General features: G+C 56.4%; 23 protein-coding genes and 3 pseudogenes. 11 read left to right on the forward strand and 15 right to left on the reverse strand.

The features are described from left to right. Positions 1-69 precede the first annotated feature (69 nt). The 5 genes and pseudogenes from HNQ72_RS22890 to HNQ72_RS22910 all read right to left on the reverse strand — a co-directional run bounded on the left by HNQ72_RS22890 (position 70) and on the right by HNQ72_RS22910 (position 2,285). Positions 70-449 (reverse strand): annotated as a pseudogene (locus tag HNQ72_RS22890) (DUF6481 family protein). A gap of 30 nt (positions 450-479) precedes the next feature. Beyond that, positions 480-704 (reverse strand): hypothetical protein, encoded by a 225-nt coding sequence (locus HNQ72_RS22895; RefSeq protein ID WP_183995593.1) that lies wholly within the window; start codon positions 702-704, stop codon positions 480-482. Positions 705-823: 119 nt separating this feature from the next. Beyond that, positions 824-1,033, reverse strand: coding sequence for a cold-shock protein (locus HNQ72_RS22900; protein WP_183995595.1), 210 nt, complete (start codon positions 1,031-1,033; stop codon positions 824-826). Between the two features lie 385 nt (positions 1,034-1,418). Then, on the reverse strand, positions 1,419-1,787 hold the full coding sequence (locus HNQ72_RS22905) for a response regulator (protein WP_244654462.1): 369 nt from the start codon (positions 1,785-1,787) through the stop codon (positions 1,419-1,421). A 300-nt stretch (positions 1,788-2,087) separates the two neighbouring features. After that, positions 2,088-2,285, reverse strand: a complete 198-nt coding sequence (locus tag HNQ72_RS22910) for a hypothetical protein (RefSeq protein ID WP_183995599.1) — start codon at positions 2,283-2,285, stop codon at positions 2,088-2,090. Positions 2,286-2,674: 389 nt separating this feature from the next. Here HNQ72_RS22910 and HNQ72_RS30705 point away from each other — a divergent pair, with 389 nt between their 5' ends. Both HNQ72_RS30705 and HNQ72_RS22915 read left to right on the forward strand, forming a co-directional pair. Beyond that, on the forward strand, positions 2,675-2,911 hold the full coding sequence (locus HNQ72_RS30705; RefSeq protein ID WP_244654461.1) for a hypothetical protein: 237 nt from the start codon (positions 2,675-2,677) through the stop codon (positions 2,909-2,911). 476 nt (positions 2,912-3,387) lie between these two features. Further along, complete coding sequence (locus HNQ72_RS22915; protein WP_183995601.1) at positions 3,388-3,591, forward strand: cold-shock protein; 204 nt, start codon at positions 3,388-3,390, stop codon at positions 3,589-3,591. Positions 3,592-4,500: 909 nt separating this feature from the next. Here HNQ72_RS22915 and HNQ72_RS22920 read toward each other — a convergent pair. The 3 genes from HNQ72_RS22920 to HNQ72_RS22930 all read right to left on the reverse strand — a co-directional run bounded on the left by HNQ72_RS22920 (position 4,501) and on the right by HNQ72_RS22930 (position 5,709). Continuing rightward, positions 4,501-4,743: a hypothetical protein gene (locus tag HNQ72_RS22920; RefSeq protein ID WP_183995603.1), complete on the reverse strand. Its 243-nt coding sequence runs from the start codon at positions 4,741-4,743 to the stop codon at positions 4,501-4,503. A gap of 153 nt (positions 4,744-4,896) precedes the next feature. Next, the gene (locus tag HNQ72_RS22925; protein WP_183995604.1) at positions 4,897-5,373 is read right to left on the reverse strand and encodes a PRC-barrel domain-containing protein; all 477 of its coding nucleotides are present in this window, start codon (positions 5,371-5,373) and stop codon (positions 4,897-4,899) included. Positions 5,374-5,505: 132 nt separating this feature from the next. After that, complete coding sequence (locus tag HNQ72_RS22930) at positions 5,506-5,709, reverse strand: CsbD family protein (protein ID WP_183995606.1); 204 nt, start codon at positions 5,707-5,709, stop codon at positions 5,506-5,508. Between the two features lie 885 nt (positions 5,710-6,594). Between HNQ72_RS22930 and HNQ72_RS31360 the strand changes: the two genes are divergently transcribed. The 7 genes from HNQ72_RS31360 (at position 6,595) to HNQ72_RS22965 (ending at position 14,062) form a co-directional block, all read left to right on the forward strand. Further along, complete coding sequence (locus HNQ72_RS31360) at positions 6,595-6,858, forward strand: DUF982 domain-containing protein (RefSeq protein WP_183995608.1); 264 nt, start codon at positions 6,595-6,597, stop codon at positions 6,856-6,858. Positions 6,859-7,275: 417 nt separating this feature from the next. After that, on the forward strand, positions 7,276-8,169 hold the full coding sequence (locus HNQ72_RS22940) for an N-formylglutamate amidohydrolase (RefSeq protein ID WP_183995610.1): 894 nt from the start codon (positions 7,276-7,278) through the stop codon (positions 8,167-8,169). After that, positions 8,166-10,052, forward strand: a complete 1,887-nt coding sequence (locus HNQ72_RS22945; protein WP_183995612.1) for a flavohemoglobin expression-modulating QEGLA motif protein — start codon at positions 8,166-8,168, stop codon at positions 10,050-10,052. Before HNQ72_RS22940 ends, HNQ72_RS22945 begins: the two co-directional genes overlap by 4 nt. Continuing rightward, entirely contained in the window at positions 10,052-11,098 is a 1,047-nt protein-coding gene (locus HNQ72_RS22950) for a glutathione synthase (protein ID WP_183995614.1), read from the forward strand. Before HNQ72_RS22945 ends, HNQ72_RS22950 begins: the two co-directional genes overlap by 1 nt. 349 nt (positions 11,099-11,447) lie before the next feature. After that, positions 11,448-12,899 (forward strand): sensor histidine kinase, encoded by a 1,452-nt coding sequence (locus tag HNQ72_RS22955; RefSeq protein WP_183995616.1) that lies wholly within the window; start codon positions 11,448-11,450, stop codon positions 12,897-12,899. Then, positions 12,896-13,477: a response regulator transcription factor gene (locus tag HNQ72_RS22960; RefSeq protein ID WP_183995618.1), complete on the forward strand. Its 582-nt coding sequence runs from the start codon at positions 12,896-12,898 to the stop codon at positions 13,475-13,477. Before HNQ72_RS22955 ends, HNQ72_RS22960 begins: the two co-directional genes overlap by 4 nt. 96 nt (positions 13,478-13,573) lie before the next feature. Continuing rightward, positions 13,574-14,062 carry a GlcG/HbpS family heme-binding protein gene (locus HNQ72_RS22965; protein WP_183995620.1) on the forward strand — a complete coding sequence of 163 codons (489 nt, stop codon included), beginning with the start codon at positions 13,574-13,576 and terminating at the stop codon, positions 14,060-14,062. 128 nt (positions 14,063-14,190) lie between these two features. Here the strand turns inward: HNQ72_RS22965 and HNQ72_RS31135 are convergent. After that, a pseudogene (locus tag HNQ72_RS31135) lies at positions 14,191-14,549 on the reverse strand (winged helix-turn-helix transcriptional regulator); the annotation flags it as partial. A 317-nt stretch (positions 14,550-14,866) separates the two neighbouring features. Here HNQ72_RS31135 and HNQ72_RS31140 point away from each other — a divergent pair. Further along, on the forward strand, positions 14,867-15,091 hold the full coding sequence (locus HNQ72_RS31140; RefSeq protein ID WP_188868346.1) for a hypothetical protein: 225 nt from the start codon (positions 14,867-14,869) through the stop codon (positions 15,089-15,091). Positions 15,092-15,145: 54 nt separating this feature from the next. Here the strand turns inward: HNQ72_RS31140 and HNQ72_RS22980 are convergent. Next, a pseudogene (locus HNQ72_RS22980) lies at positions 15,146-15,253 on the reverse strand (ATP-binding cassette domain-containing protein); the annotation flags it as partial. Here HNQ72_RS22980 and HNQ72_RS31365 point away from each other — a divergent pair. Continuing rightward, the gene (locus HNQ72_RS31365; RefSeq protein ID WP_373289475.1) at positions 15,218-15,574 is read left to right on the forward strand and encodes an NAD(P)-dependent oxidoreductase; all 357 of its coding nucleotides are present in this window, start codon (positions 15,218-15,220) and stop codon (positions 15,572-15,574) included. The pseudogene HNQ72_RS22980 and the gene HNQ72_RS31365 overlap by 36 nt on opposite strands. A gap of 330 nt (positions 15,575-15,904) precedes the next feature. Here HNQ72_RS31365 and HNQ72_RS22990 read toward each other — a convergent pair whose 3' ends face one another. From HNQ72_RS22990 to HNQ72_RS23010, 5 genes are all read right to left on the reverse strand, one after another. After that, complete coding sequence (locus HNQ72_RS22990) at positions 15,905-16,324, reverse strand: type II toxin-antitoxin system VapC family toxin (RefSeq protein WP_183995624.1); 420 nt, start codon at positions 16,322-16,324, stop codon at positions 15,905-15,907. Then, positions 16,321-16,575 carry a FitA-like ribbon-helix-helix domain-containing protein gene (locus HNQ72_RS22995; RefSeq protein ID WP_183995626.1) on the reverse strand — a complete coding sequence of 85 codons (255 nt, stop codon included), beginning with the start codon at positions 16,573-16,575 and terminating at the stop codon, positions 16,321-16,323. The genes HNQ72_RS22990 and HNQ72_RS22995 overlap by 4 nt, the downstream gene beginning before the upstream one ends. A gap of 246 nt (positions 16,576-16,821) precedes the next feature. Next, positions 16,822-17,886 (reverse strand): ABC transporter ATP-binding protein, encoded by a 1,065-nt coding sequence (locus HNQ72_RS23000; RefSeq protein ID WP_183995628.1) that lies wholly within the window; start codon positions 17,884-17,886, stop codon positions 16,822-16,824. Between the two features lie 16 nt (positions 17,887-17,902). Continuing rightward, on the reverse strand, positions 17,903-18,745 hold the full coding sequence (locus HNQ72_RS23005) for a carbohydrate ABC transporter permease (RefSeq protein WP_148174173.1): 843 nt from the start codon (positions 18,743-18,745) through the stop codon (positions 17,903-17,905). Further along, a complete protein-coding gene (locus tag HNQ72_RS23010) occupies positions 18,735-19,667 on the reverse strand; it encodes a carbohydrate ABC transporter permease (protein ID WP_183995630.1) in 933 nt (310 codons plus the stop codon). The genes HNQ72_RS23005 and HNQ72_RS23010 overlap by 11 nt, the downstream gene beginning before the upstream one ends. Positions 19,668-19,671 lie beyond the last annotated feature (4 nt).

Below are 19,671 nucleotides of genomic sequence, written 5' to 3' on the forward strand. Positions count from 1 at the left end.
GAGCGCGACTTTATATCACGCCCTGATCTATTCCGTGGCCCCATCCATTCAAAGGCGAGCGCCTGGATGTTAAACCTGCCGGGCCTTGCGGGCAGCATAGCGTCTGTCGCGCTCAGCCTTGCGGGCTGCCTCGTCTTCCACGACACGCGAGATCCGGCATTTTCGGCCGACCGCCGTGCCTCAACCTCCGCCGTGGCGGCGGCCTCGGTGGCTGCCTGCTCTTGAACCGCAAGGGTTTCTATCCGGAGCCGCTCCTCGTGCTTCAGTCGTTCCCGTTCCGCACGGCGGGCTTCGCGAGCTTCAACAAGCGAGATGCGCTCGGCCTGTCTGGCGGATCGTGACGGCTCTGCCGCCGTCTTTGCTGCGCGGTAGGCCGTGAGAAGAGCAGCTTTGGCGTCTGCAGCAGCCGAGCGTCGATCGGTGAGTTCGTTGTTTCTGGCGTGTCTCAAATCTTTATCCTGATTTAGCGTTTGGGAGGATCAGCTGGACTTCGATCGCTTAGCGAGCAGCGCGGATGTTGCAGACGCTCTGTCGGCGCGTTCCCTGGCGAGGCGCGCTTCGCGCAGCCTGATAGTCTTGGCGTCGCGCGCCTGAGCCATCGATGCGAGCTCTTCCGCCGCATTGTTCTTGGCGAAGAACTCCGTCTGAAGATTGCCAAAGGCAGTCTCAGCCTGTTGTCGAGATTTACTGTATGTCGCTGTCATTTTTCCTCTATGTGGCAATGAGCCGAAATGAAAAAGGCCAGGCGGACTGCCTGGCCTCAGACTGATACGTGCTTCCGGCGATGCCAGTACATCCGTGGTCAAAGGGAAGCAGATATCAGTTAAGCAGACTGCAGATTGCAGGCTGACATCTTGCCGGATTTCATATCGCGCTCAAGTTCGAAGCCGATTTTCTGGCCTTCAACCAGTTCGCGCATCCCCGCCCGCTCAACGGCGGAAATGTGGACGAAAGCGTCAGCGCCTCCGTTGTCGGGCTGGATAAAGCCGAAGCCCTTGATGGAATTGAACCATTTTACTGTGCCGGTAGTCATGATGAACCCTTTCGAAGCATAAAGTGTGGGACCGCATGACAAAGGTCACCCGGACAGAAACCGAATATTTTTGAAAGAGAAGTTCGCTTAAAACGCGGTGCTAATCACGCCGTAGACAAGCTCGGCAAGCAAAAGATCGATATGCGGGATATAGGGCGCGAACAGAGCGACGTCAAAGCTTTTGTTTTTCCACGAAACGAAATACCACTTTCGGTTGATTTTGCTCTCGACGTGGGTGGGCGTACCTCGAACTCTGCTAGCGCACCCTTCGCGCATACCGCTTCAAAGCGCCGTCTTCTCCTTCAAGGATATGAGGTCGGTATGAAACGCCTATGGCGAAGACACATCAGTCAACGGGCGGGAGGCATTGAAGGGCAGCCTCGTGCTACTCGTTCATTGCATTACGTATCGACGTGACGACAAGGTCGAAATCGTAGGGTTTGGCAAGAAACGGCACGCCGGACGGCAACTCGTTTGGCGCAGGTATCACTCTGCCAGATGTGACAATAATCTTGATCGGCGGCCATCGATCGCGAACAAACGCGGCAAGTTTCAGACCATCCATCGTGCCGTGCATGTCGATATCAGTGAAGATCATCCGGATTTCGGCATGCCGTTCAATAATGGCGATTGCGGCTTCGGCACCATCGGCTTCGTACACCTGGAAGCCAGCTATTCCCAACTCGTCAACGATGGCAAGACGGATAAGGGCCTCATCCTCGACGACGAGCACTGTGACGGGATCGGAATGCACGAGCCATCTCATTTCGGTTAGAGCGAATTAGCGTTCCTGAAGCCTTCAAAACATATTGTCTGATGTTCTACCGAATAGAGTGCGGACGAGTTCGTTCCAAAGGAGGAAGGAGAATTTCTCCGCACGGAACTCGTCCTGATCATGATTGCCCTATGTTGATGGAGTGAAGACCATCGCAATCGCCCGGATGAACCAATCAGTCGGTGGTGGTCGGGAGCCAGGCGTCCCACTCACCGCTTATCGATTGAGTGGTGAAAAAGAAAGGCCGGACGTCATGCGCGCCTTTAGCAGGCGCGTGGATTAAAAACGTGGTCCAAGATTTCTTGATATCGGCGTATCGCGCGGGGCGAGAGATTTCGCATAAGCCGCGGCCTCACCGGAATATGGAAAATCCTCGCCGACCTGCTCCGATCCGTCATAGACCTTGAATGTCGGCCCGTCGGTTTCGACGACCTTGTAGCCATTCACGTATTCGAATTTCGGTGTTTTCCAGCCCATTACCGATCCTTTGTGCACGGCTTGTCGCCCGATGTCCCCGAGCACTTAACATGAATTTGAGGCAGAGCGGACTCGCTACTCTACTGCGATGTTCCGACTTTTGCTCGTCATCGCAGCGATCGAACGTCGTCGTTTTACCTGTAAAGCTTGCTGGCGCCTGGTATGTCTCAAGTCAGCTAGGCGGACGACGGCGAGGAGGAGTTTGTCTTCGGTTTGCGAAATGGACCGTGCCTAACGAGTCTTTCTCGCAACAGCTGAGCGAGAACTGCGAGGTGACACGGATTTTGTTAGGTGACTGCGTTAGAGATGCGGTACCTCTACAGCTGCAGAGCGATTTGCTCGAGCGCGATTGAGAAGTCCGCGTTCTTACATCTTATGGCGGGACCTTTATGAACGCGGATATGATAGCCGCCTGGGCGGTTGAGAATGGCTTCCTCAGGGTCGGCCTGAGCAATTACCGTCGCCATGATGATGCGGGCGTGATCACAATCGAGATAAAGAGACTGTCATATCTCCTCATCGACGAAAGACAGGGATCACGACCGCGCCTGCTATCACGGTTGTTCAAAGATGTATCTCTTCCCCGCGCCGGCGAAAGTCTCCAGGTTCTTCCTCTAAATCAATAGCCAAGCATTGCGCCAACCCAGGCGGGAAGTGAAATGTACTTAGGCCAACGCGTTACCGAGGCGCGCGGTCTTGGTGGTCTCGTCGTCTCGACGATGCCAAAATCGTAAATTTCTTCCGTACGAAACAACGGCGGACCTCTTGCTACCTTAAAGTTCGAGTTACGACATGAACTTCCGCAACATTTCTTCCTCGGTCTCCGATCCGCTAAACTCCGTGAGTAAACGCCTCGCGACGCGCATGCCTTCTGCGCTTGTCAAGGCTAAACCGCGCAGCGTGCAAATTCTGACTTGCACACTATAGATCCGATGCAGTTGTTCGGCAGTATATGTCTTTCCCGTCTTCATAAGGGAGATATAGGGCAGACCTTCCTAAGATTTAGCCGTGCAAGCGAGCTGTCTGCCATAATCCTTTGTCCTTGTGAGCAGGGGAACAGCTCGATATGACGGTGAAGTCGTATTCATTCAACGAGGGCATTATGGCAACCGGTACAGTTAAATTCTTCGCGCAAGACAAGGGCTTCGGCTTCATCACCCCGGACAACGGTGGCCCGGACGTATTCGTCCATATTTCCGCCATTGGCGTTGGTGGATCTTTGTCTGAGGGCCAGAAGGTAAGTTTCGACGTCGGACAGGATCGTAAAACCGGCAAGTCAAAGGCCGAAAACGTGACGATCCTTTGATTGACTCTCGGGCCCCGTCGGATAGGCGGGGTGCGACTCCTCAAGCCATTTATGGGATTGGGACAACCGAACTAGTTTCATCAGCAACATATGCAGAGCCTTGGCGGCTGCTAGGGCGGTGCAGTGCGCCTAGCCGCAAAGTTGTTTAGCCGCCTAGGTCTTTATTCACTTACCAGGCGAAGTGAATTTACCTCGCGATTGGGCGACCTCGAAAGAAATCAATATACCTCACCATTTAGATAACGCATGAGTGACCAGCGCTTGCGACCGGATCCGCTCATCTGCCAACCGCCCAAGCAGTGCCCTCGACAAAACCATTCGTTGGTTCCAGCAACAGCCTCGCCTTCGTGATGCGCACGTTCTGCAGATACTCGGTCAGCTTCAGCCGTGTCGCGCGGTGAAAGCGGCGCTGGATGGTCCGTTCCCAAAGATGCACGCTCTCTGCCAGTTCGCGCGGCGCATGGGCGACAAAGCGAGACGTTTGCTTGCCAGCACATCGTCGAAGATCTTGTTCGACATGAGAGGATGGGCTTTTTTGTGTGCGGGATCCTAGTCCCTACCCGGACGCCTGGTGCGCAGAATGCGAGGAACGGGTCGAACTCACAGTCGAAAATGGGTAGACGACGTAATAGAGCAATCAGATGCGAGAGTAATGTGCGCCGAGTGCTATCTCGCTGCAAGTGCCGTGCCCGTATTCAGGTGCCGGCAATTAGCGTGCCGCAGCGTTACCGACACGATTGCCGGCGTCCTGGGTCGCGTTCACTGTGTTGGCCACGTCCTGCCCCTACTCCTCGGACTGAGTTGCCCCACGATGGGAGCGGCTTCTGCGGTGGTAATTACTCTTGTCATATCTCTCCCCTCTTCAGTTGCTACACTGCAAAGATAGTGACGCAAACGAGAAGACCATGGCTACAGCGTCAATTCCGCACCAGCCCCCTCAGCAGCCACAGATGTCAACTGCCGCGACATGATATAAGCGACAATGTCACCATCACATGCCTCAACCAGGCTTTCTACGCTGTATCCCGCCGCGTCGGCTTCCGCCCTAAGCACACCCGCAAGTATCGCGAAATCGTGCTCCTCCCCAGCTGGCAAAGCGGCGAACCGACGCTCTTCAAGGCGATCTTCAATCCAGTCGTCGATTATCATCATCACGCAAACTCCCATCAGTGACCGCCATAATCAGCAACGGCGCGTTTCGTTCCCCGGCAAAACAAAAAGGCCGGCACGAGTTTACGCACCGACCTTCGTCTCGAACGGAGCCCGGCGCCATGACATCCGTGGTCGCCGGGGAGAGCCCGATAATTACTTCTTCATCTTGTCGTAATCGAACTTCGGAGCCTTCGAAAGGTCATCCTTGTTGGTGTCGACGTAAGCCTTCCAGGTGCCGTTGTCGTCAGCAAGCGCTATTGAGGCCGGATCGATCACGACGTAACTTGCGCCCATGCCAAGGAAGCCACCGACGCTCGCAATGACGCCGATGACAGACTTTCCATCACCGATAACGACGTCGGAAATCTCGCCAACTTCTTCATTCTCCTTGTTGTAGATGTTCAGGCCGACGAGCTTGGAGGTAACAAGGTCGTTGCCCTTGATCTCAACCGTCTTGAGCGGCGCCGTTGCTGCCGTGCCCATGGTGATGCCTGGACCGACGATCGTCGCGTCGGCGCCGGAAGCAGCCGTTGCTGCGGGCGCGGTTGCTGCGGGAGCAGCTGGCTGCTGAGCAAGAACAGCGGTGCTCATCGTGCCAAGAGCAAGGGCGGCGGCGATAATCGTTTTCATTAGTATATCCTCGTATGCAATTGATCCCACGAGTTTTTCGTGGCGGTCAGAAACGACCCGCCCCTGCTTTTGTTCCCTCAGAAAACGAATATTACAACAAAATAAAAACCCCGCCGAAGCGGGGTTTCGCGATTACCAGGACTGGCGGCCATACCAGTCGTCAACGTCCTTCTTCGTGCGGTCCTTTTCGTATCCGTAACGCTCCTGGATCTTGCCTTCCAGCTGGTCGCGCTTGCCGGCGATGACGTCAAGATCGTCGTCAGTGAGCTTGCCCCATTGTTCCTTGATCTTACCCTTCATCTGTTTCCAGTTACCTTCAACACGATTCCAGTCCATGTCTTTCCTCCCTTTGTTCTACGCTTGGAGAATAAACCGACAAGTGTCACGAATGTTCCGCTATGCCCGCCTTCGAACGCAACGGCGCATGAACCTGTCGATGCGGCGTTTCTCGCCGTCGAATTTATCAATTATTTGGGCTGCCTGCGGTATGCTTAGCTCATAAGTTTCCTGCAGCTCTTCCAGTGTGTATCGCGGCGCTGGCTTAGCGAGTTTCATTGGGATCTCCTTACGCAATCGGAATGCGACAGATCCTCAGATGTTCCTTCACCACACTGGACCACCATTCCCCGCAAGGAACGTTCCGCGACCGTGCCCGTTTCTGTGCCGATTGAATGGAGGCTTACCTAAATGTTGAAGAAGTCATCGACGCTCGCCGCAGCAGCCATGGCCTGTCTCACGCTGGCCGGATGCGTCAGCGAGAGCGGCTATTCAACCTACGACAGGGGCTACAACCGCTACGACGGACCATCTTACGTCTATCGCGCTGACCGGCCACGTAGGGATTGGAACCGCCGACATAATGACCGGCGTGACTGGAACCAAGAGGCGCGACGGGATGACCACCGAGGCAGTCGCGAATGGGCAAGAAACGAACGCCGACGCGAAGATCGGCACGGTACTGCCGACCGGTCGGATCGTCGCGATGTGAGGTCTGACCGGGATGGGAGAACTGGCCGCGACAGCCCGATCTGGGTGCCAAACAACTAGCATCTAAACGCGGGAGGCGACACGTTGCCTGCGTGTCGCGCCTATCACTCATCCCGCCTGAACGGACACCGCCGTCTCTCGCCAACAATCGACAGGAAAATTAGCAACCTGCCGGCCGGGAACAGAATCATATCTTCAGAGTTCTTGCCGCGCTTAAACGAGAGTGCGCATGAAATGAAGTATGAGAATTTCGACACTCGAACCGATGCGCGATGGCTCGCTCCCGTCTGGATCCGTGTCGGGAGTGGCGCCGCCGAGGCCGTGAGAAGCCCTAGCGATGCGCTTGAAAAGCTAATCTATCGTTGGCCAAGCGAGAAGGGCATGCATTACTCATCGGCCAAGTCCCGCTGTATTGAGGCCCTCAGCCAAAGGCACAAATTTGATGCATCTCGCGAGGCGTTCATTCGAGCTGCGATAGAGGCAAAGATGCTGGATTGAAACCCAACCGGCTGGACCGCCACGAGATGTCACACAGAAAAGGCGCCCCTCGCCAAGCAACGGCTTCTTAGCCGGTGGTTATTACGCGTTAAGCGTTTGCTATGCCAGTGACCGCGCTTTGTCATCATGAACAACGTCAATGATCGGATCAAAGCTATCTGCCGCCGCGTCGGCATCGAACACAAGTCTGCGCACGTCTGCGGCCGCGTGACAAACGCAAATATGGCGATAGATATGGGTATCGACAGGAGGAACGCCATGTGAGGAACGCCATGGCTGGCGGAGGATGGCCGATGCTGCTTTCTCCCTCCCACGAAGTTCCACAACAATGGATTTCTCGGCCATCAGAAAAAAACTGAGTAGAACTCGTAACAAATAGGGAGCCCGCGCGTTTCCGGTCCAGACGGAGGCCGATTTATGACCGAAACACAACGGGCGGGCGGAAGTGTTTATCGTCGCTTCTTATCAGACCAGGAGGGCACAGTCACTGATGCGCCAAGAACCCTGATTTCACCCGCGGTTCCCGTCACGGCGCTCTGGACCGCGGAGCGCGGCCTGTCGCCTGTTATCGCAACGGCAATTCATGAAGGGCATTTCGCTCGCCCGGACTTGGAAGCGCTTTATGCTCTCGGTCATGAAGAGCGACTGCGCGAAGAAGATCCCTATACCGAGTTTACCATCCGTGATGTGCCCAACCGTGTTGTCTTCCATCGATCGCGGTTCGAGGTGGACATCAACCGCAACCGCAATGGGGCGATCTACTTGACGCCGCAGCAGGCTTGGGGACTGAATGTGTGGGAAGGTGCGCCCTCCCAGCAGCAAATGGACGCCTCTCTCCAGATCCACGACAGCTACTATCAGATGCTACTGGCTTTTCTCCAAGGCATAGAACGGCAATATGGCCGGTTCGTTGTGCTCGACATACACAGCTACAATCATCGTCGCGGCGGTCCGACTGCCTCGCCTACATCACAAGAGCGAGCACCTGATATCAATATCGGGACCTCCTCTATGGATCGAGTCCGCTGGGCGCCAGTCGTTGATGCCCTCACCGCCCATTTCCAGTCGTTTAAAATCAAGGGGCGCCCATTAGATGTTCGGGAAAACGTCGCCTTTCAAGGCAAGGGTGAGCAGACGCGGTTCATCCATGAGCACTTCCCGACAACAGGATGCGCGATTGCCGTTGAATTCAAGAAAATCTTTATGGACGAGTGGACAGGGGAACCGGACCTGGAGGCTCTAGGCGAACTCCGGCACATGATTGCGGCCGCGGTCCTCTTGATTGAGAAGACACTCGAAGGCCAGCCATGACAACTGCTTCGTCGCGCAACCCCAACAGTGAGGATAACTGGCTCGAAGAAATCGTGTCCTGCCTTGCCGATGGCAAATCGATCCGACGCGACCTGCCCGGCGGCGGACGCCTGCATATTGACCGTCCTCTTCCCTTTCTCTGTATCCACATAGCCGAAGACGGCGCAGAGCCGGTTGCACGTGACGTCGCGCAGGCAAATGCATCCTATCTCGTCGCTCCCAATGCAGCTATCGCGCTGATAGTTGTCGAGGCAATTGAGGTATCCCTCCGCAAACAATTCGGCGTGTTCATTCTATTCGATATTGGCGAACTGAAGCAGGATCGTTTCCTGACGGAAGACGCGCCTTACCTACCACCGTTCGAGATTGCGATATGGGCAAGCGCTGACATGATGGAGGCAGCCGAAACCTTTTCTGCAGCTATCAAAGACAGCGAGGCCAGGTTCCGCACGCCGCGCGTAGAGCGTGTTTCAACTCCGCCCACACACGTCGACAAAGCGTCGCGCGATCTGGAAGCCTCGACGCTCGCTGTCCGGTTTGCCCCAGTCTACCGGCAGCCCGAAAGCGAGCAAATCTATCCGGAACTGCGTGATCAACTGGTGTCGATGCTGTTTGATGCAGGTCTGCGGGCTGTCACACACCGTGTCGAGACGGCGAAAATCCTCAAACTCAAAACACATAGAGCGCTCGGTCGCAGAGCGTTCGTGGATGCGGTGACGCGGCTCGATCGCAGTATTGATGACGTGGCATCGACCTTCGATTTCCTTCTCGCGGTCACCCCAATCAATGCGGGAGCGGCATTCGAGGCATTTAAGGACGGGGAGCAGGAGCCTGTTCTTCTGTATCGTCCCCTCACCTTGCAGGTCGAGGCGGCAAAACAGAAGCTTTTTTCGATTTCATTTGATCACCTTGAAGATCCGGTCCTGCATCAGCTTTATCGTGAAAAACAGCAGGAGCTCGATCTTCAGCTTTCGCTGATTTCGTCCCGTCAGAAATCACAGTTCATAGAATTCGGACGCGCACTTTACGGCCCGGTCGAACCGCATCTGTTGAGTGAGGCCAAAACAATCCTTACACACCTCAACGAGGGTGAACCGAGTGGAGATGATGACGCAGGATCGCGAGGAAAAATCGCCGATTGCTATCAGATAGAACATCGTGCCCGTTCGATGATTGCCGCCTATCATCGACAGTTGAACGATTTCGAAGTTTCCGTCGAGATCCGCGACGACTTGCCGTCCGGCCTGATGGTTTCCGGTCATCGGCTGCTAATCGCCCGCAGCACGGTGATGGACGCGCGCCGGGTAGAACCTTTATTGTCGCATGAGATCGGTGTTCATTTGCTCACCTATTTCAATGGATCGGCGCAAGGGCTGCGGCTGTTCCGCTCCGGTTTGGCCGGATATGAGGGCATGCAGGAAGGCTTGGCGGTGTTTTCCGAATACCTGTCAGGCGGCATGACGCCGGCGCGGCTGCGGTTGATCGCGGGACGGGTTGTTGGCTGCGCGTCCATGCTTGATGGTGCGACTTTCCGGGAAACCAATTCTCTCCTAATCGAGGAACATAATTTCTCGACCTCTGCTGCATTCAATGTCGTTCTGCGACTTTATCGCGGCGGCGGTTTGGCAAAAGATGCAATCTATCTGCGCGGACTTCTAGCCCTGCTCGATCATTTGCGTGGGGGCGGCGCGCTCGAACCTTTCTGGATGGGCAAGATTGCTGCCTCGCATTTTGGGGTGATGCAGGAACTGGCGGAGCGAGGCCTGCTGCACCTTCCTGCCGTACGTCCGCTTTTCCTTGAGACCGATGAAGGTCGCACCCGATTGGCCCGCGCCAGAGACGGCATGCGACCGCTCGACATGATCCAGCGACAGGAGACGTGATGCGAATTGCATTTTTCGTAAATTCGATCGCCGAAGAGACGGCCATCTACACAACCACCGCTTTGGCGCTAGCCGCAATCGCTCGCGGACATGATGTCTGTTATGTTACACCCGGCGATTTTGTACTGCGCCCTGACGACAGCTTATTGGTGCGCGCGACGACTTTCAAAAGTGGAAAGATCAAAAAGCCTGATTCGTTTGTCGCTGCTCTGCGGGGTGAGCAGGCCGAGATCCAGACGATCCCGATCAAGGACATCGATGTCCTCTTTCTCCGCAACGATCCCTCGCAGGACGCGGATGAGCGGCCCTGGGCAGCCCATGCCGGAATTATCTTCGGTCGTTTGGCAGCCGAGCACGGCGTGCTTACCGTGAATGACCCAGACGGCTTGGCACGGGCCCAGAACAAGCTATATTTTCAGGGATTTCCCGACGCAGTTCGCCCGACCACTCTGATCTCCAAGAGTATTGAAGAGATCCGTTCCTTCATCGACGAGCAGGAGCAGGGTATTATCCTAAAACCTCTGCAGGGCTCCGGCGGGAAGAACGTGTTCAAGATCGCCTCTAGCAAGGAGTCAAATCTCAACCAGATTTTCGAGGCGGTCAGCGGCGAAGGTTACTTGATTGCGCAGGGCTATCTTCCGGACGCGACAGCCGGTGACATCCGCCTGTTCCTGATGAATGGTCGCCCTCTGCAACGAGACGGTACTTACGCTGCCCTCCGTCGTGTCCCTGCCGACGGTGAGGTACGTTCAAACATGCATGCAGCGGGCACCGCAGCGACAGCCGAGATAACACCAGAAATCCTTGCGGTTGCTGAAATGGTTCGACCTAAACTGGTCGAAGACGGGATGTTCCTAGTTGGCCTCGACATCGTTGGCGACAAGATCCTTGAGATCAACGTATTTACTCCGGGCGGCCTGCCCGACATCGCAGCGCTTCACGGTGTCGATCTGTCCGTGGACGTCATTGTCTCACTGGAGCAGAAGATCAACATGCGCGAGAACTATGGCGGCAAGCTAAGTAATCGGGCACTTGCGACTCTTTGATGGGTCTTTCGCCTTGAAGGGATTGGAGCCCGCGACCTGTAGAAGAGACGCCGTCTAAACGCTGACCGGTGGTGAGAGCCTCCAGAATTGCAGACGTGGATGCGAGGGGGAGGCAAACAGCACTCGCCTCTCGCTTCGACGTCCAAGGCCTCCGGTCCTCGCCGACTCGCGTTGCTGGCTGCTGTCATTAAGTCGAGGACGGTAGGTTTACGGATTGTCGTTGCGCGCGAAAAGGCTATTGCTTGGCTTTCGGTCATCGGCAGGAGAACGAACCATAACATCCATGGTCTTGAGACAGCTGAAACAAGCGGGCGTATTTCCTCTTCGTGCCTTGGCAGTGTGGCTATTGATGAGCCTTGCCACCATCGGCCTATTGGTTGCCTATCAATACGTGTCCGGTCTTTCTGCTCTCTCGGAGCGGGCAAGGAGCATGGAAATGCTTCTTGCCGAAAGGCTGGCGCAGCACGACGCCCACCTGTCCGGGCTCGGCGCAGTCGTTCGCATGTCACCTGACGAGCCATCAACGAGCATCCAGGGCCTGGCCGAGAATATCATTGCCCGCTATCCCCGCATCACCAATATAACGACCATCACAATCGGCAATGGAACCGTAAGGGCAGTATCTTACGGAAGAGCTCAAAATCCTGAAATCGCGGACCTACAGCCGAACCTGGATCTGACCGGCCTTGATAAAATCGGTGATACGTCAGCCCGCCCTGCTACGACACCGCACGCTTACGAGATCTTCAAACTGGTTGCGCCCAAGCGGATCCTGCGCCTGCGTATCGACACGGACGCCTTGCTGGATATGGGCGATGGCGGTGCGGACTATTCGTCCACGCTTTCACTGGACGGCGCAGTGCTCTTAGAAACATCCCGCGGCACCCATGCATTGTTGACAGCGTCCAATGCGCTGGACACCAGCAATCACAGCCAGCCCCTTCATCTGACGGTGAGCCGCGGTTTTAGGCCGAATGAACTCGCTCCCCCGCACCTGGCCTTGCCCTTGCTGGCAGCATTGGCAGCGATCACATGGCTGATCATGCGGTATCGCCATGCCAGCCGGGAGCGCCAGTCGCAGGAGCGGCGTGCCACGTTGTTTGAACAGGAGGCGAAACTCGCCCAGGCCGGTCGCGTAAACGCAATGGGGGAAATGGCGTCAGGCATCGCCCATGAACTGGCTCAGCCGATTGCGGCCATGCTCAGCCAGAGCCAGGCGGCAAAACGCGCTTTGACAATCGATCGCCCCGACATCCTGGTAACTGCGGTCGATGCGAACATTCGCGACGCAAGGCGTGCCGGGGAAATCCTTGCCCGCATGCGCGCCTATGTTTCCGGGGCGCCGGCCCGGATCGAAGAAATTCCCCTGACCGAGGCAGTCACCGACGCGCTGCGGCTCGTCAAAGCCGATTTGGCACAGCGCGGCATCACCCTCGTGGTGACGCAGTCCGACGAAGTCGGAACCGGCTGCATCGATGTGATCTCGTTTCAGCAGGTTCTTCACAATCTGGTTCGCAACGCTGCCGATGCCGTTGCAGGCCGACAGAACCCGAGGATAACGGTCGATGTCCGGCGCCTAGGAGATGAGGTGCTGATCATCGTTGCAGACAATGGCCCCGGCATCGAACCCTCGTCGCTCGGCCGCATATTCGATCCGTTCTTCACGACCAAGACGGACGGCATGGGCCTCGGGCTGCCGCTCTCTGCCCGTCTCTTGGAAAAGATGAACGGATCGATCGAAGCATGTAATGATGGTGGTGCCCGTTTCACCATCCATCTCCCAACCTGTGTGTTACGATGATCCATCTGGTAGACGACGATCCTTCCGTGCGTGAGGCCCTGACGCTTCTGCTTGCGACCTATGGCAGGGAGGTCACGTCATATCCGGACGCGGCCCACCTGCTGGCGAATATCGAAAAGGCGCAACCCGGCATTCTCATCCTGGATCTGAGGATGCCGGCGACGAGCGGTCTTCAGCTGATGAACAAACTGACGGATCTGCGCATCGGATGGCCCAAAATCATGATCACAGGGCATGGCGACATTGAAGCCTGCCGTCGTGCGTTCAAAGCTGGCGTTTCGGATTTCCTGACAAAACCTGTCGACGAACATGTCTTGATGGAAGCGATCACGTCCTGCGAGGCAATGCTCGGCGAATTTCTGGCGTTCCAAGAAAACAGTCATTTGATCGACCTTTTGACGGCCCGCGAGCGAGAGGTGATCGAGCTGGCATCAAAGGGTTTTTCAAGCAAGGACATCGCCGCCGCACTCGAAGTCTCCGTGCGTACGATCGATAGCCACCGCGCCAACATTGCCATGAAATTCGGGACCTCCGCTGTCGCCGAACAGACGCGCATCTGGCTTGCCGGGCATCAGTAATCTTACCGATACTCTTCGGTGGCGATGCGAATTTCGTGGTGTCTTTTGTCCGGCTAGGTTGGCTGCAGTCCACTCACCAACCGAAAGGCTGACACCATGAAAACCGCCCTGCTTTCGCTTGCACTTGCTACGTCTCTCACCACTTCGGCTCTCGCGCAGGATGTCGTCCAGCAGACCAGCCTCGGCACGCCGCTGGCTGTCGAACTTGCACAGGCAGCAGTGGCCGCGTGCTCCGCAGATGGCTACAATGTCGCCGCCGCTGTCACCGATCGCTTCGGCGGGCTGCTCGCGCTCGTCCGCTCCGACAATGCTGGCGCGCATACAGCAAATGCTTCAACCGCAAAAGCCTTTACGTCAGCGTCTTCACGCACGCCGACAAGCGCGATGGCAGAAAACGTCGCCAAGAACGCAGGTGCGGCAGGCCTTGTGGACATTCCGGGTTTCCTTGTTCTTGCTGGCGGCGTACCCGTCAAGGCTGGTCGCGCGACAGTCGGCGCAATTGGTGTGGCCGGTGCGCCCGGCGGCCATCTGGACGAGACCTGTGCCAATAAGGCGGTCGAAAAACTCTCTTCCCGTCTAAAATAGGTCGGCCGGAGGACTCTGACGCCCCGGGCTAAAACTCGGGGCTTCGCTATTTCGGCAGCTTTCTGTGGGCCTGATGAAGTCCATTGTAAAGCTTTTGATTGGAGACGAGCCTTTGGCCCAGTTATTTGTCACGAACTGAGAGGCAGGGGATCGGTACCTTCGCTTAGAATTGCAAGGTATCGTCGATAGCTGAACACGCGTCCACGCTTGCGGCCGGTCACCTCATCGACGATGCCCAATCGCTCTAGATCGGTGAGTGCCGCGTTGACCGTTGGTGCGGACAGACCCGTGATCTGCACAATCTGGTTCGCCGCTGAAAAGGATTCTGCTGGAAAAGCTCGTGAATACGTAGAGCCGATCCCGCTCTGTCACTCCCTATCGTGATCCGCTCCCGGTCTTCCTTGAAAAGATCAACGATCTGGCTCGCAGCCTCAAACGCCTGATTGGCAGTGTCGGCGACGCCGGCAAGGAAAAAATCTAGCCAGGCTATTTCATTGGCGGCGATCGTCTCAACGAAACGACCCAGACGATGTTTGGACTGGGGATCAGACATAACCGATTACCGGCCCGACTTCCTATTTAAGCAAGACGCGCTTAATTTAAATAAGCAGTGGACTTAAATAAGCGCGCTTAATTAACGCGATTACATCGAACTGCCGAGCGCTGAGCTAGAGTTATATGCCTAGCACATGTTTGCGATGGTCAGGCAGTGTTTGAATTGCCACGCCCGATACATCCGTTCTTAACGCTCGCCCCCTAATTCCGCTCGCCCTCGGCATTGCCGCCGAGAGAAACGGAATGATTATGACCAACGACATTTCATCACGCCATTTTCAGCGAAAGATATCAAAGTTCTGCGAGCTACGTATCGCGCCGATTGTATCCAGGCGGGTGCTGGAGAACATCCGGCCCTTCCTGCTCAGCTTGACTATCTACCGGAAATCGCCCCCGCTCCTGAATGGCCATATCGACTGGACGGCGATTAGTCAGGCCTGCGGGATTGAAGCCGATTTGACGCCACAAAACTGAAAAAGCAGGTGCGGCCAGGCCTGGATGCAATCATCCGGTGGCTCGGTGTAGCACCAGAAGCAGAACGCGCGGCTCATAGACCAGCGCCCGGCAGATCGCCACACGCTGTTGCTGGCCGCCGGAAAGTTGGGACGGAAAGCGATCTGCGAGATGGCCGAGCCCATGCGGTCCAGAATTGCTTGCAAGGCCTCGCCCAACGTCGAAAAGGTCAGGTCTCCGTCCGAGATATCCTGGGTGATGAAAAAATCCGCTTTCGCTGTCGTCACCTCTCCTCGTTCGGAAGAGACGAGAGGCAGTATCGGAGAGGCCGAATTGCTTGACCTGGGCCCGGATAGTTTCTTGATCAATGTGGGACGTGGCCCCATCATCGACGAAGGCGCGTTGTTCAAAGCTCTAAGAGAAAGAACAATCGCCGGCGCGGCCATCCGTCTGGTATCAGTGCCCCGGCGGGAAAGGCGTCCTGTGGTCGCCGACCCAATATGACTTCGCGGCCCTACCAAATGTCATCATGACGCCGCACCATTCCGGCCAGGCGAACGAAAATTTCGCTAGGCGGATCGAGAATTTTGCATCCAACATCAACGCGTTGGCTGATGGCAAGGCGTTTAGAAATCAGCTCGCGTGAACGAGTAAAACGATCGTTGACATTAACAATCCGAGCAGACCTTGAGACGTTAGCTTAAGCCTTCCAGACTCTATCGCGTGGGGCGTGGGAAACAACCGTTACGTCCCCGTTTCGGTCACAGCTGCTTACGATTTCAAGCGGTCTAGCTCCTGATGAGACTCGAACCAGCGCCCCGCATTTCTGAAGGCCTAGGCGACCCAAGGATTGATAACTCTCAATCCTGCTGCCTCAAACGGGCTTACATCTCGCGTTGCGACTGCGAGATGGTTTGCTGCTGCCGTAGCAGCAATGTATCCATCAGCCTTCCCGATCGCCTTTCCGGATGTTCGGCCGCCGGCCATCAGCTCCGCGTAGAACTTCGAGGTACCTACATCAAAGGGCAGAATTCGGGCGTCAAAGAGCGGAAGAACTTCTTCTTCAAGCCGATCGTGGAGAATTGTCTGACGCTTCCCTAAGGGCGTTGAGGCGATCCCGAAACGAAGTTCGGCAATTGAAATCGCGGATATGAACAGCGTCTCGATGGCTTGTGCGTCCAGCCAAGTCAGGACAGCATTATCAGGAGCCGGCTTCCAAGGCTCAGATATAACATTAGTGTCTAGTAAGATCATTCAAAAGTCATCGGTTCTGCCGGGGTCCTGTCGCGCTGTCGGTGCAGCGCTTCGACGTCACTGTTTGACAATTCGGCATCACGGCCGATTGCCGCAAGCAACGATCCTAGTTTCACGCGTCCAGATGGACGAACCGCAGCTTCAAGGATGTCACGAATTTCGGCTTCGGTGCTACGGCCATGGTGAGCTGCTCGTGCGCGTAACGCTCGATGCGTTTCATCGGAGATGTTTCGAATGGTGACCGCTGCCATGAACACTATCCTTATCTATCGTCTCGCTGCGCTATCAACATAATGAAAATGATATCATTCTTCAAGTCACGCTCCGAGCGCGAACTGTTAGTTTGAGCTCTTCAGCAGATCTGAACCTTCGACCCGTACCTATTTATCCGTAAGCGATTGAGAAACCGCTCATTCCACGAAAACGGCCGATTGCTCTATGACGCGGCTGCAAGTTCGCTTCGCACTCATAGTTCAAATCGCGGTATGAGCGCGTAGTTAGTTGAGGCGGGTATCACCGTCCTCAGAGAACAGGTGAATGGAGCCGACCTCAGGCGAGACGTGTATCACTTCGCCAGGCGCACCATTGATCCGCTCACGGAAGACGCCGGTTACCTGAGTTTCCCCAAACTTCATTGTCACTTGCGTCTCGGGTCCCATGGGCTCGATGAGAACGATTTCGGCAGGAACACTTGCGTGGCTGGGATGGTCAGACAATCGAAAGTGTTCGGGACGAATGCCGTAGACGGCAGTCTGCCCCATTTCGCTGTTTATCAACTTAGGCAGGGGCAAAACCCCGCCCGATGTTTGGAAGCCCGCCTCCGTTATCTTGCCCTCGAGAAAATTCATCGACGGCGATCCGATGAAACCCGCAACGAACTGGTTGGCCGGGCGGTCGTAGAGATCGAGCGGCGCACCGATCTGCTCTACCCTGCCGCCGTTCAGCACGACGATCCTGTCGGCCATGGTCATCGCCTCCACCTGGTCGTGGGTGACGTAGATAGTGGTCGTCTTCAGCTTCTGATGCAACGCCTTGATCTCGCCGCGCATCACGACACGCAGCTTCGCGTCGAGGTTCGACAGCGGCTCGTCGAACAGGAAGACCTGCGGATTGCGAACGATCGCGCGGCCCATGGCGACGCGCTGCCGCTGGCCGCCGGAGAGCTGTCGCGGATAACGATCAAGAAGACTGGTAAGGCCCAATATGCCTGCCGCCCAATTTACCCGCTCGGCGATTACGGCTTTGCTGGCACCGCGGTGCTCCAGCGAAAAGCCCATATTGGTCGCAACCGTCATATGCGGGTAAAGCGCATAGGACTGGAACACCATGGCGATGTCGCGGTCCTTCGGGTCGAGGTCATTGACCACACTGCCGCCGATATTCAGGGTACCGCCGGTGATCGTTTCCAGACCGGCGATCATTCTCAGAAGTGTGGATTTACCGCAGCCTGACGGCCCGACCAGCACGACGAACTCGCCGTCTTTGATGTCGAGATCGACGCCGTGAACGGTCATTACTGCGCCATAGCTCTTGCGGATATCGGAAAGGGTGACGTCTGCCATGATGTGATCCGGTTGTTCAGCCCTTGAGGCCTGTATGGGCGAGGCCTTCGACGAATTGCTTCTGGGCAATGATGAAGACGATGAGGACGGGCAGCGCCGTCAGGGTGGCGGCTGCGAGCTGGATGTTCCACATTGGCCCGCCATAGGCGTCGGTATATTGGGTAAGCGCCTGCGGCAGCGTGAACATCTCGGCGCTGGAAAGAAATACGATAGGCTCGAGGAACAGATTCCAGGAATGCAGGAAGGTGAAAATGGCCACCGATGCCAGTGCAGGTTTTGCCAACGGCAGGGCGATCCTGGTAAAGATCTTGAACCGTCCGAGACCATCGACGCGAGCCGCCTCTTCCAGTTCGGCCGGAAGCGTCACGAAGAACTGTCGCATGACGAAGGTGGCGAATACGCTGGGCGCGCCGAAGATCGGCACCAGGATCAGCGGCCAGTGAGTGTTGACCATGCCGGCCTTCAGAAACATCTGGAATAGCGGCACGATCGTCACTTCGGACGGGATCAGCAGGCCGAGCAGCACGATCATGAAGATCGCATTCGCGTAAGGAAACCTGATCCGGGCAAAGGCATAACCCGCCATAGACGAGATGATCATCGTGCCAACGGTCACCACCGCCGCGATATAGGCGGAATTCCAGTACTGCCGGACAAAGGGCTGCAATTCGAAGACCTTCGAATAAGTCGTCCAGTCGTAGCTTTGCGGCACGAGTTGCGGCGGGAAGGCGAAGATATCGCTGATCGGCTTTATCGACGACGTCACCATCCACCATGTCGGGAAAACGAAGGGGATGAGCAATACGCACATCACTCCGTAGAGCGCCACTTTTGCGCGCGGGGAAATATCAGCTCTCATAAAAGACGATCCTCTTGCGCATCTGCCACTGGGCGAATGTCAGGATGGCGACGATGGCAAACAGCAGGATGGACAGCGTCGAGCCGTAACCGAAGAAGTGAAACTGGAATGCCTGCTGGTAGAGATAGTAGACCAGCACGGTGGTCGAGAGGCCCGGCCCGCCCTGGGTCAGCACCGCGATCTGGGCAAAGACCTGCAGCGACCCGACGATGGTGATGATCGAGGTCAGCAGAATGGTCGGGCTGATCAGCGGCAGGGTGATGCGGCGGAACTGCTTGAAGGTCGGCGCGCCATCGATCCGCGCCGCTTCGTAGAGTTCCTTCGGCACGCCCTGCAAGGCGGCCAGGAACAGGATCATGTTCAAACCGACATTCTTGAACACCTGCACGACGATGACCGAGATCATCGCGGTGGTCTCTTCCCTGAGCCAGTTCGGCCCTTCGATGCCGAACGTCAGGAGCATGCCATTGATGCCGCCGTTTTTCTGTAGGAGAAAACCCCAGACGATCGTCCAGGCAACCAGCGAAACCACGACTGGCGAAAAGAACAGGGTGCGGAAGACTGCGATGCCGGCGAGCTTCTGGTTCAGCAGCACGGCCAGCAGCAAGGCCAGCGCCAGGTTGAAGATCACCAGCCCGGCGGAAAAGATTGCCGTCGCGCCCAGCACTTCGAGAAGGCCCTCGTCCTCCATCAGCATCCGGTAATTCTGCGCACCGGTATAGGTGAAGGTGTTCGCGAGCACGTTCCACTCGTGCAGCGAATACCAGAAGACCAGCCCGAGCGGGATCAGTACGAAGACGATGATCCCGATCAGTTGCGGCGCGATGAAGAGGAAGCCGGCGAGGCTGTCGCGCCGGGCGATCGTCCAGAACGGCGATGAGGAACGGCCTTCCGGACGAGCGTTTTCCTGCGCGACAGCCATTACC

It is taken from the genome of Aliirhizobium wenxiniae, from assembly GCF_014201355.1.
Classification (GTDB): domain Bacteria; phylum Pseudomonadota; class Alphaproteobacteria; order Rhizobiales; family Rhizobiaceae; genus Neorhizobium; species Neorhizobium wenxiniae.

Excerpts from the sequence above, each read along its gene's own strand:
- HNQ72_RS22895 (WP_183995593.1), bottom strand. The coding sequence starts at position 704 with ATGACAGCGACATACAGTAAATCTCGACAACAGGCTGAGACTGCCTTT.
- HNQ72_RS22900 (WP_183995595.1), bottom strand. The coding sequence starts at position 1,033 with ATGACTACCGGCACAGTAAAATGGTTCAATTCCATCAAGGGCTTCGGC.
- HNQ72_RS22910 (WP_183995599.1), bottom strand. The coding sequence starts at position 2,285 with ATGGGCTGGAAAACACCGAAATTCGAATACGTGAATGGCTACAAGGTC.
- HNQ72_RS30705 (WP_244654461.1), top strand. The coding sequence starts at position 2,675 with ATGAACGCGGATATGATAGCCGCCTGGGCGGTTGAGAATGGCTTCCTC.
- HNQ72_RS22915 (WP_183995601.1), top strand. The coding sequence starts at position 3,388 with ATGGCAACCGGTACAGTTAAATTCTTCGCGCAAGACAAGGGCTTCGGC.
- HNQ72_RS22920 (WP_183995603.1), bottom strand. The coding sequence starts at position 4,743 with ATGATGATAATCGACGACTGGATTGAAGATCGCCTTGAAGAGCGTCGG.
- HNQ72_RS22925 (WP_183995604.1), bottom strand. The coding sequence starts at position 5,373 with ATGAAAACGATTATCGCCGCCGCCCTTGCTCTTGGCACGATGAGCACC.
- HNQ72_RS22930 (WP_183995606.1), bottom strand. The coding sequence starts at position 5,709 with ATGGACTGGAATCGTGTTGAAGGTAACTGGAAACAGATGAAGGGTAAG.
- HNQ72_RS31360 (WP_183995608.1), top strand. The coding sequence starts at position 6,595 with ATGAAGTATGAGAATTTCGACACTCGAACCGATGCGCGATGGCTCGCT.
- HNQ72_RS22940 (WP_183995610.1), top strand. The coding sequence starts at position 7,276 with ATGACCGAAACACAACGGGCGGGCGGAAGTGTTTATCGTCGCTTCTTA.
- HNQ72_RS22945 (WP_183995612.1), top strand. The coding sequence starts at position 8,166 with ATGACAACTGCTTCGTCGCGCAACCCCAACAGTGAGGATAACTGGCTC.
- HNQ72_RS22950 (WP_183995614.1), top strand. The coding sequence starts at position 10,052 with ATGCGAATTGCATTTTTCGTAAATTCGATCGCCGAAGAGACGGCCATC.
- HNQ72_RS22955 (WP_183995616.1), top strand. The coding sequence starts at position 11,448 with ATGAGCCTTGCCACCATCGGCCTATTGGTTGCCTATCAATACGTGTCC.
- HNQ72_RS22960 (WP_183995618.1), top strand. The coding sequence starts at position 12,896 with ATGATCCATCTGGTAGACGACGATCCTTCCGTGCGTGAGGCCCTGACG.
- HNQ72_RS22965 (WP_183995620.1), top strand. The coding sequence starts at position 13,574 with ATGAAAACCGCCCTGCTTTCGCTTGCACTTGCTACGTCTCTCACCACT.
- HNQ72_RS31140 (WP_188868346.1), top strand. The coding sequence starts at position 14,867 with ATGACCAACGACATTTCATCACGCCATTTTCAGCGAAAGATATCAAAG.
- HNQ72_RS22990 (WP_183995624.1), bottom strand. The coding sequence starts at position 16,324 with ATGATCTTACTAGACACTAATGTTATATCTGAGCCTTGGAAGCCGGCT.
- HNQ72_RS22995 (WP_183995626.1), bottom strand. The coding sequence starts at position 16,575 with ATGGCAGCGGTCACCATTCGAAACATCTCCGATGAAACGCATCGAGCG.
- HNQ72_RS23000 (WP_183995628.1), bottom strand. The coding sequence starts at position 17,886 with ATGGCAGACGTCACCCTTTCCGATATCCGCAAGAGCTATGGCGCAGTA.
- HNQ72_RS23005 (WP_148174173.1), bottom strand. The coding sequence starts at position 18,745 with ATGAGAGCTGATATTTCCCCGCGCGCAAAAGTGGCGCTCTACGGAGTG.
- HNQ72_RS23010 (WP_183995630.1), bottom strand. The coding sequence starts at position 19,667 with ATGGCTGTCGCGCAGGAAAACGCTCGTCCGGAAGGCCGTTCCTCATCG.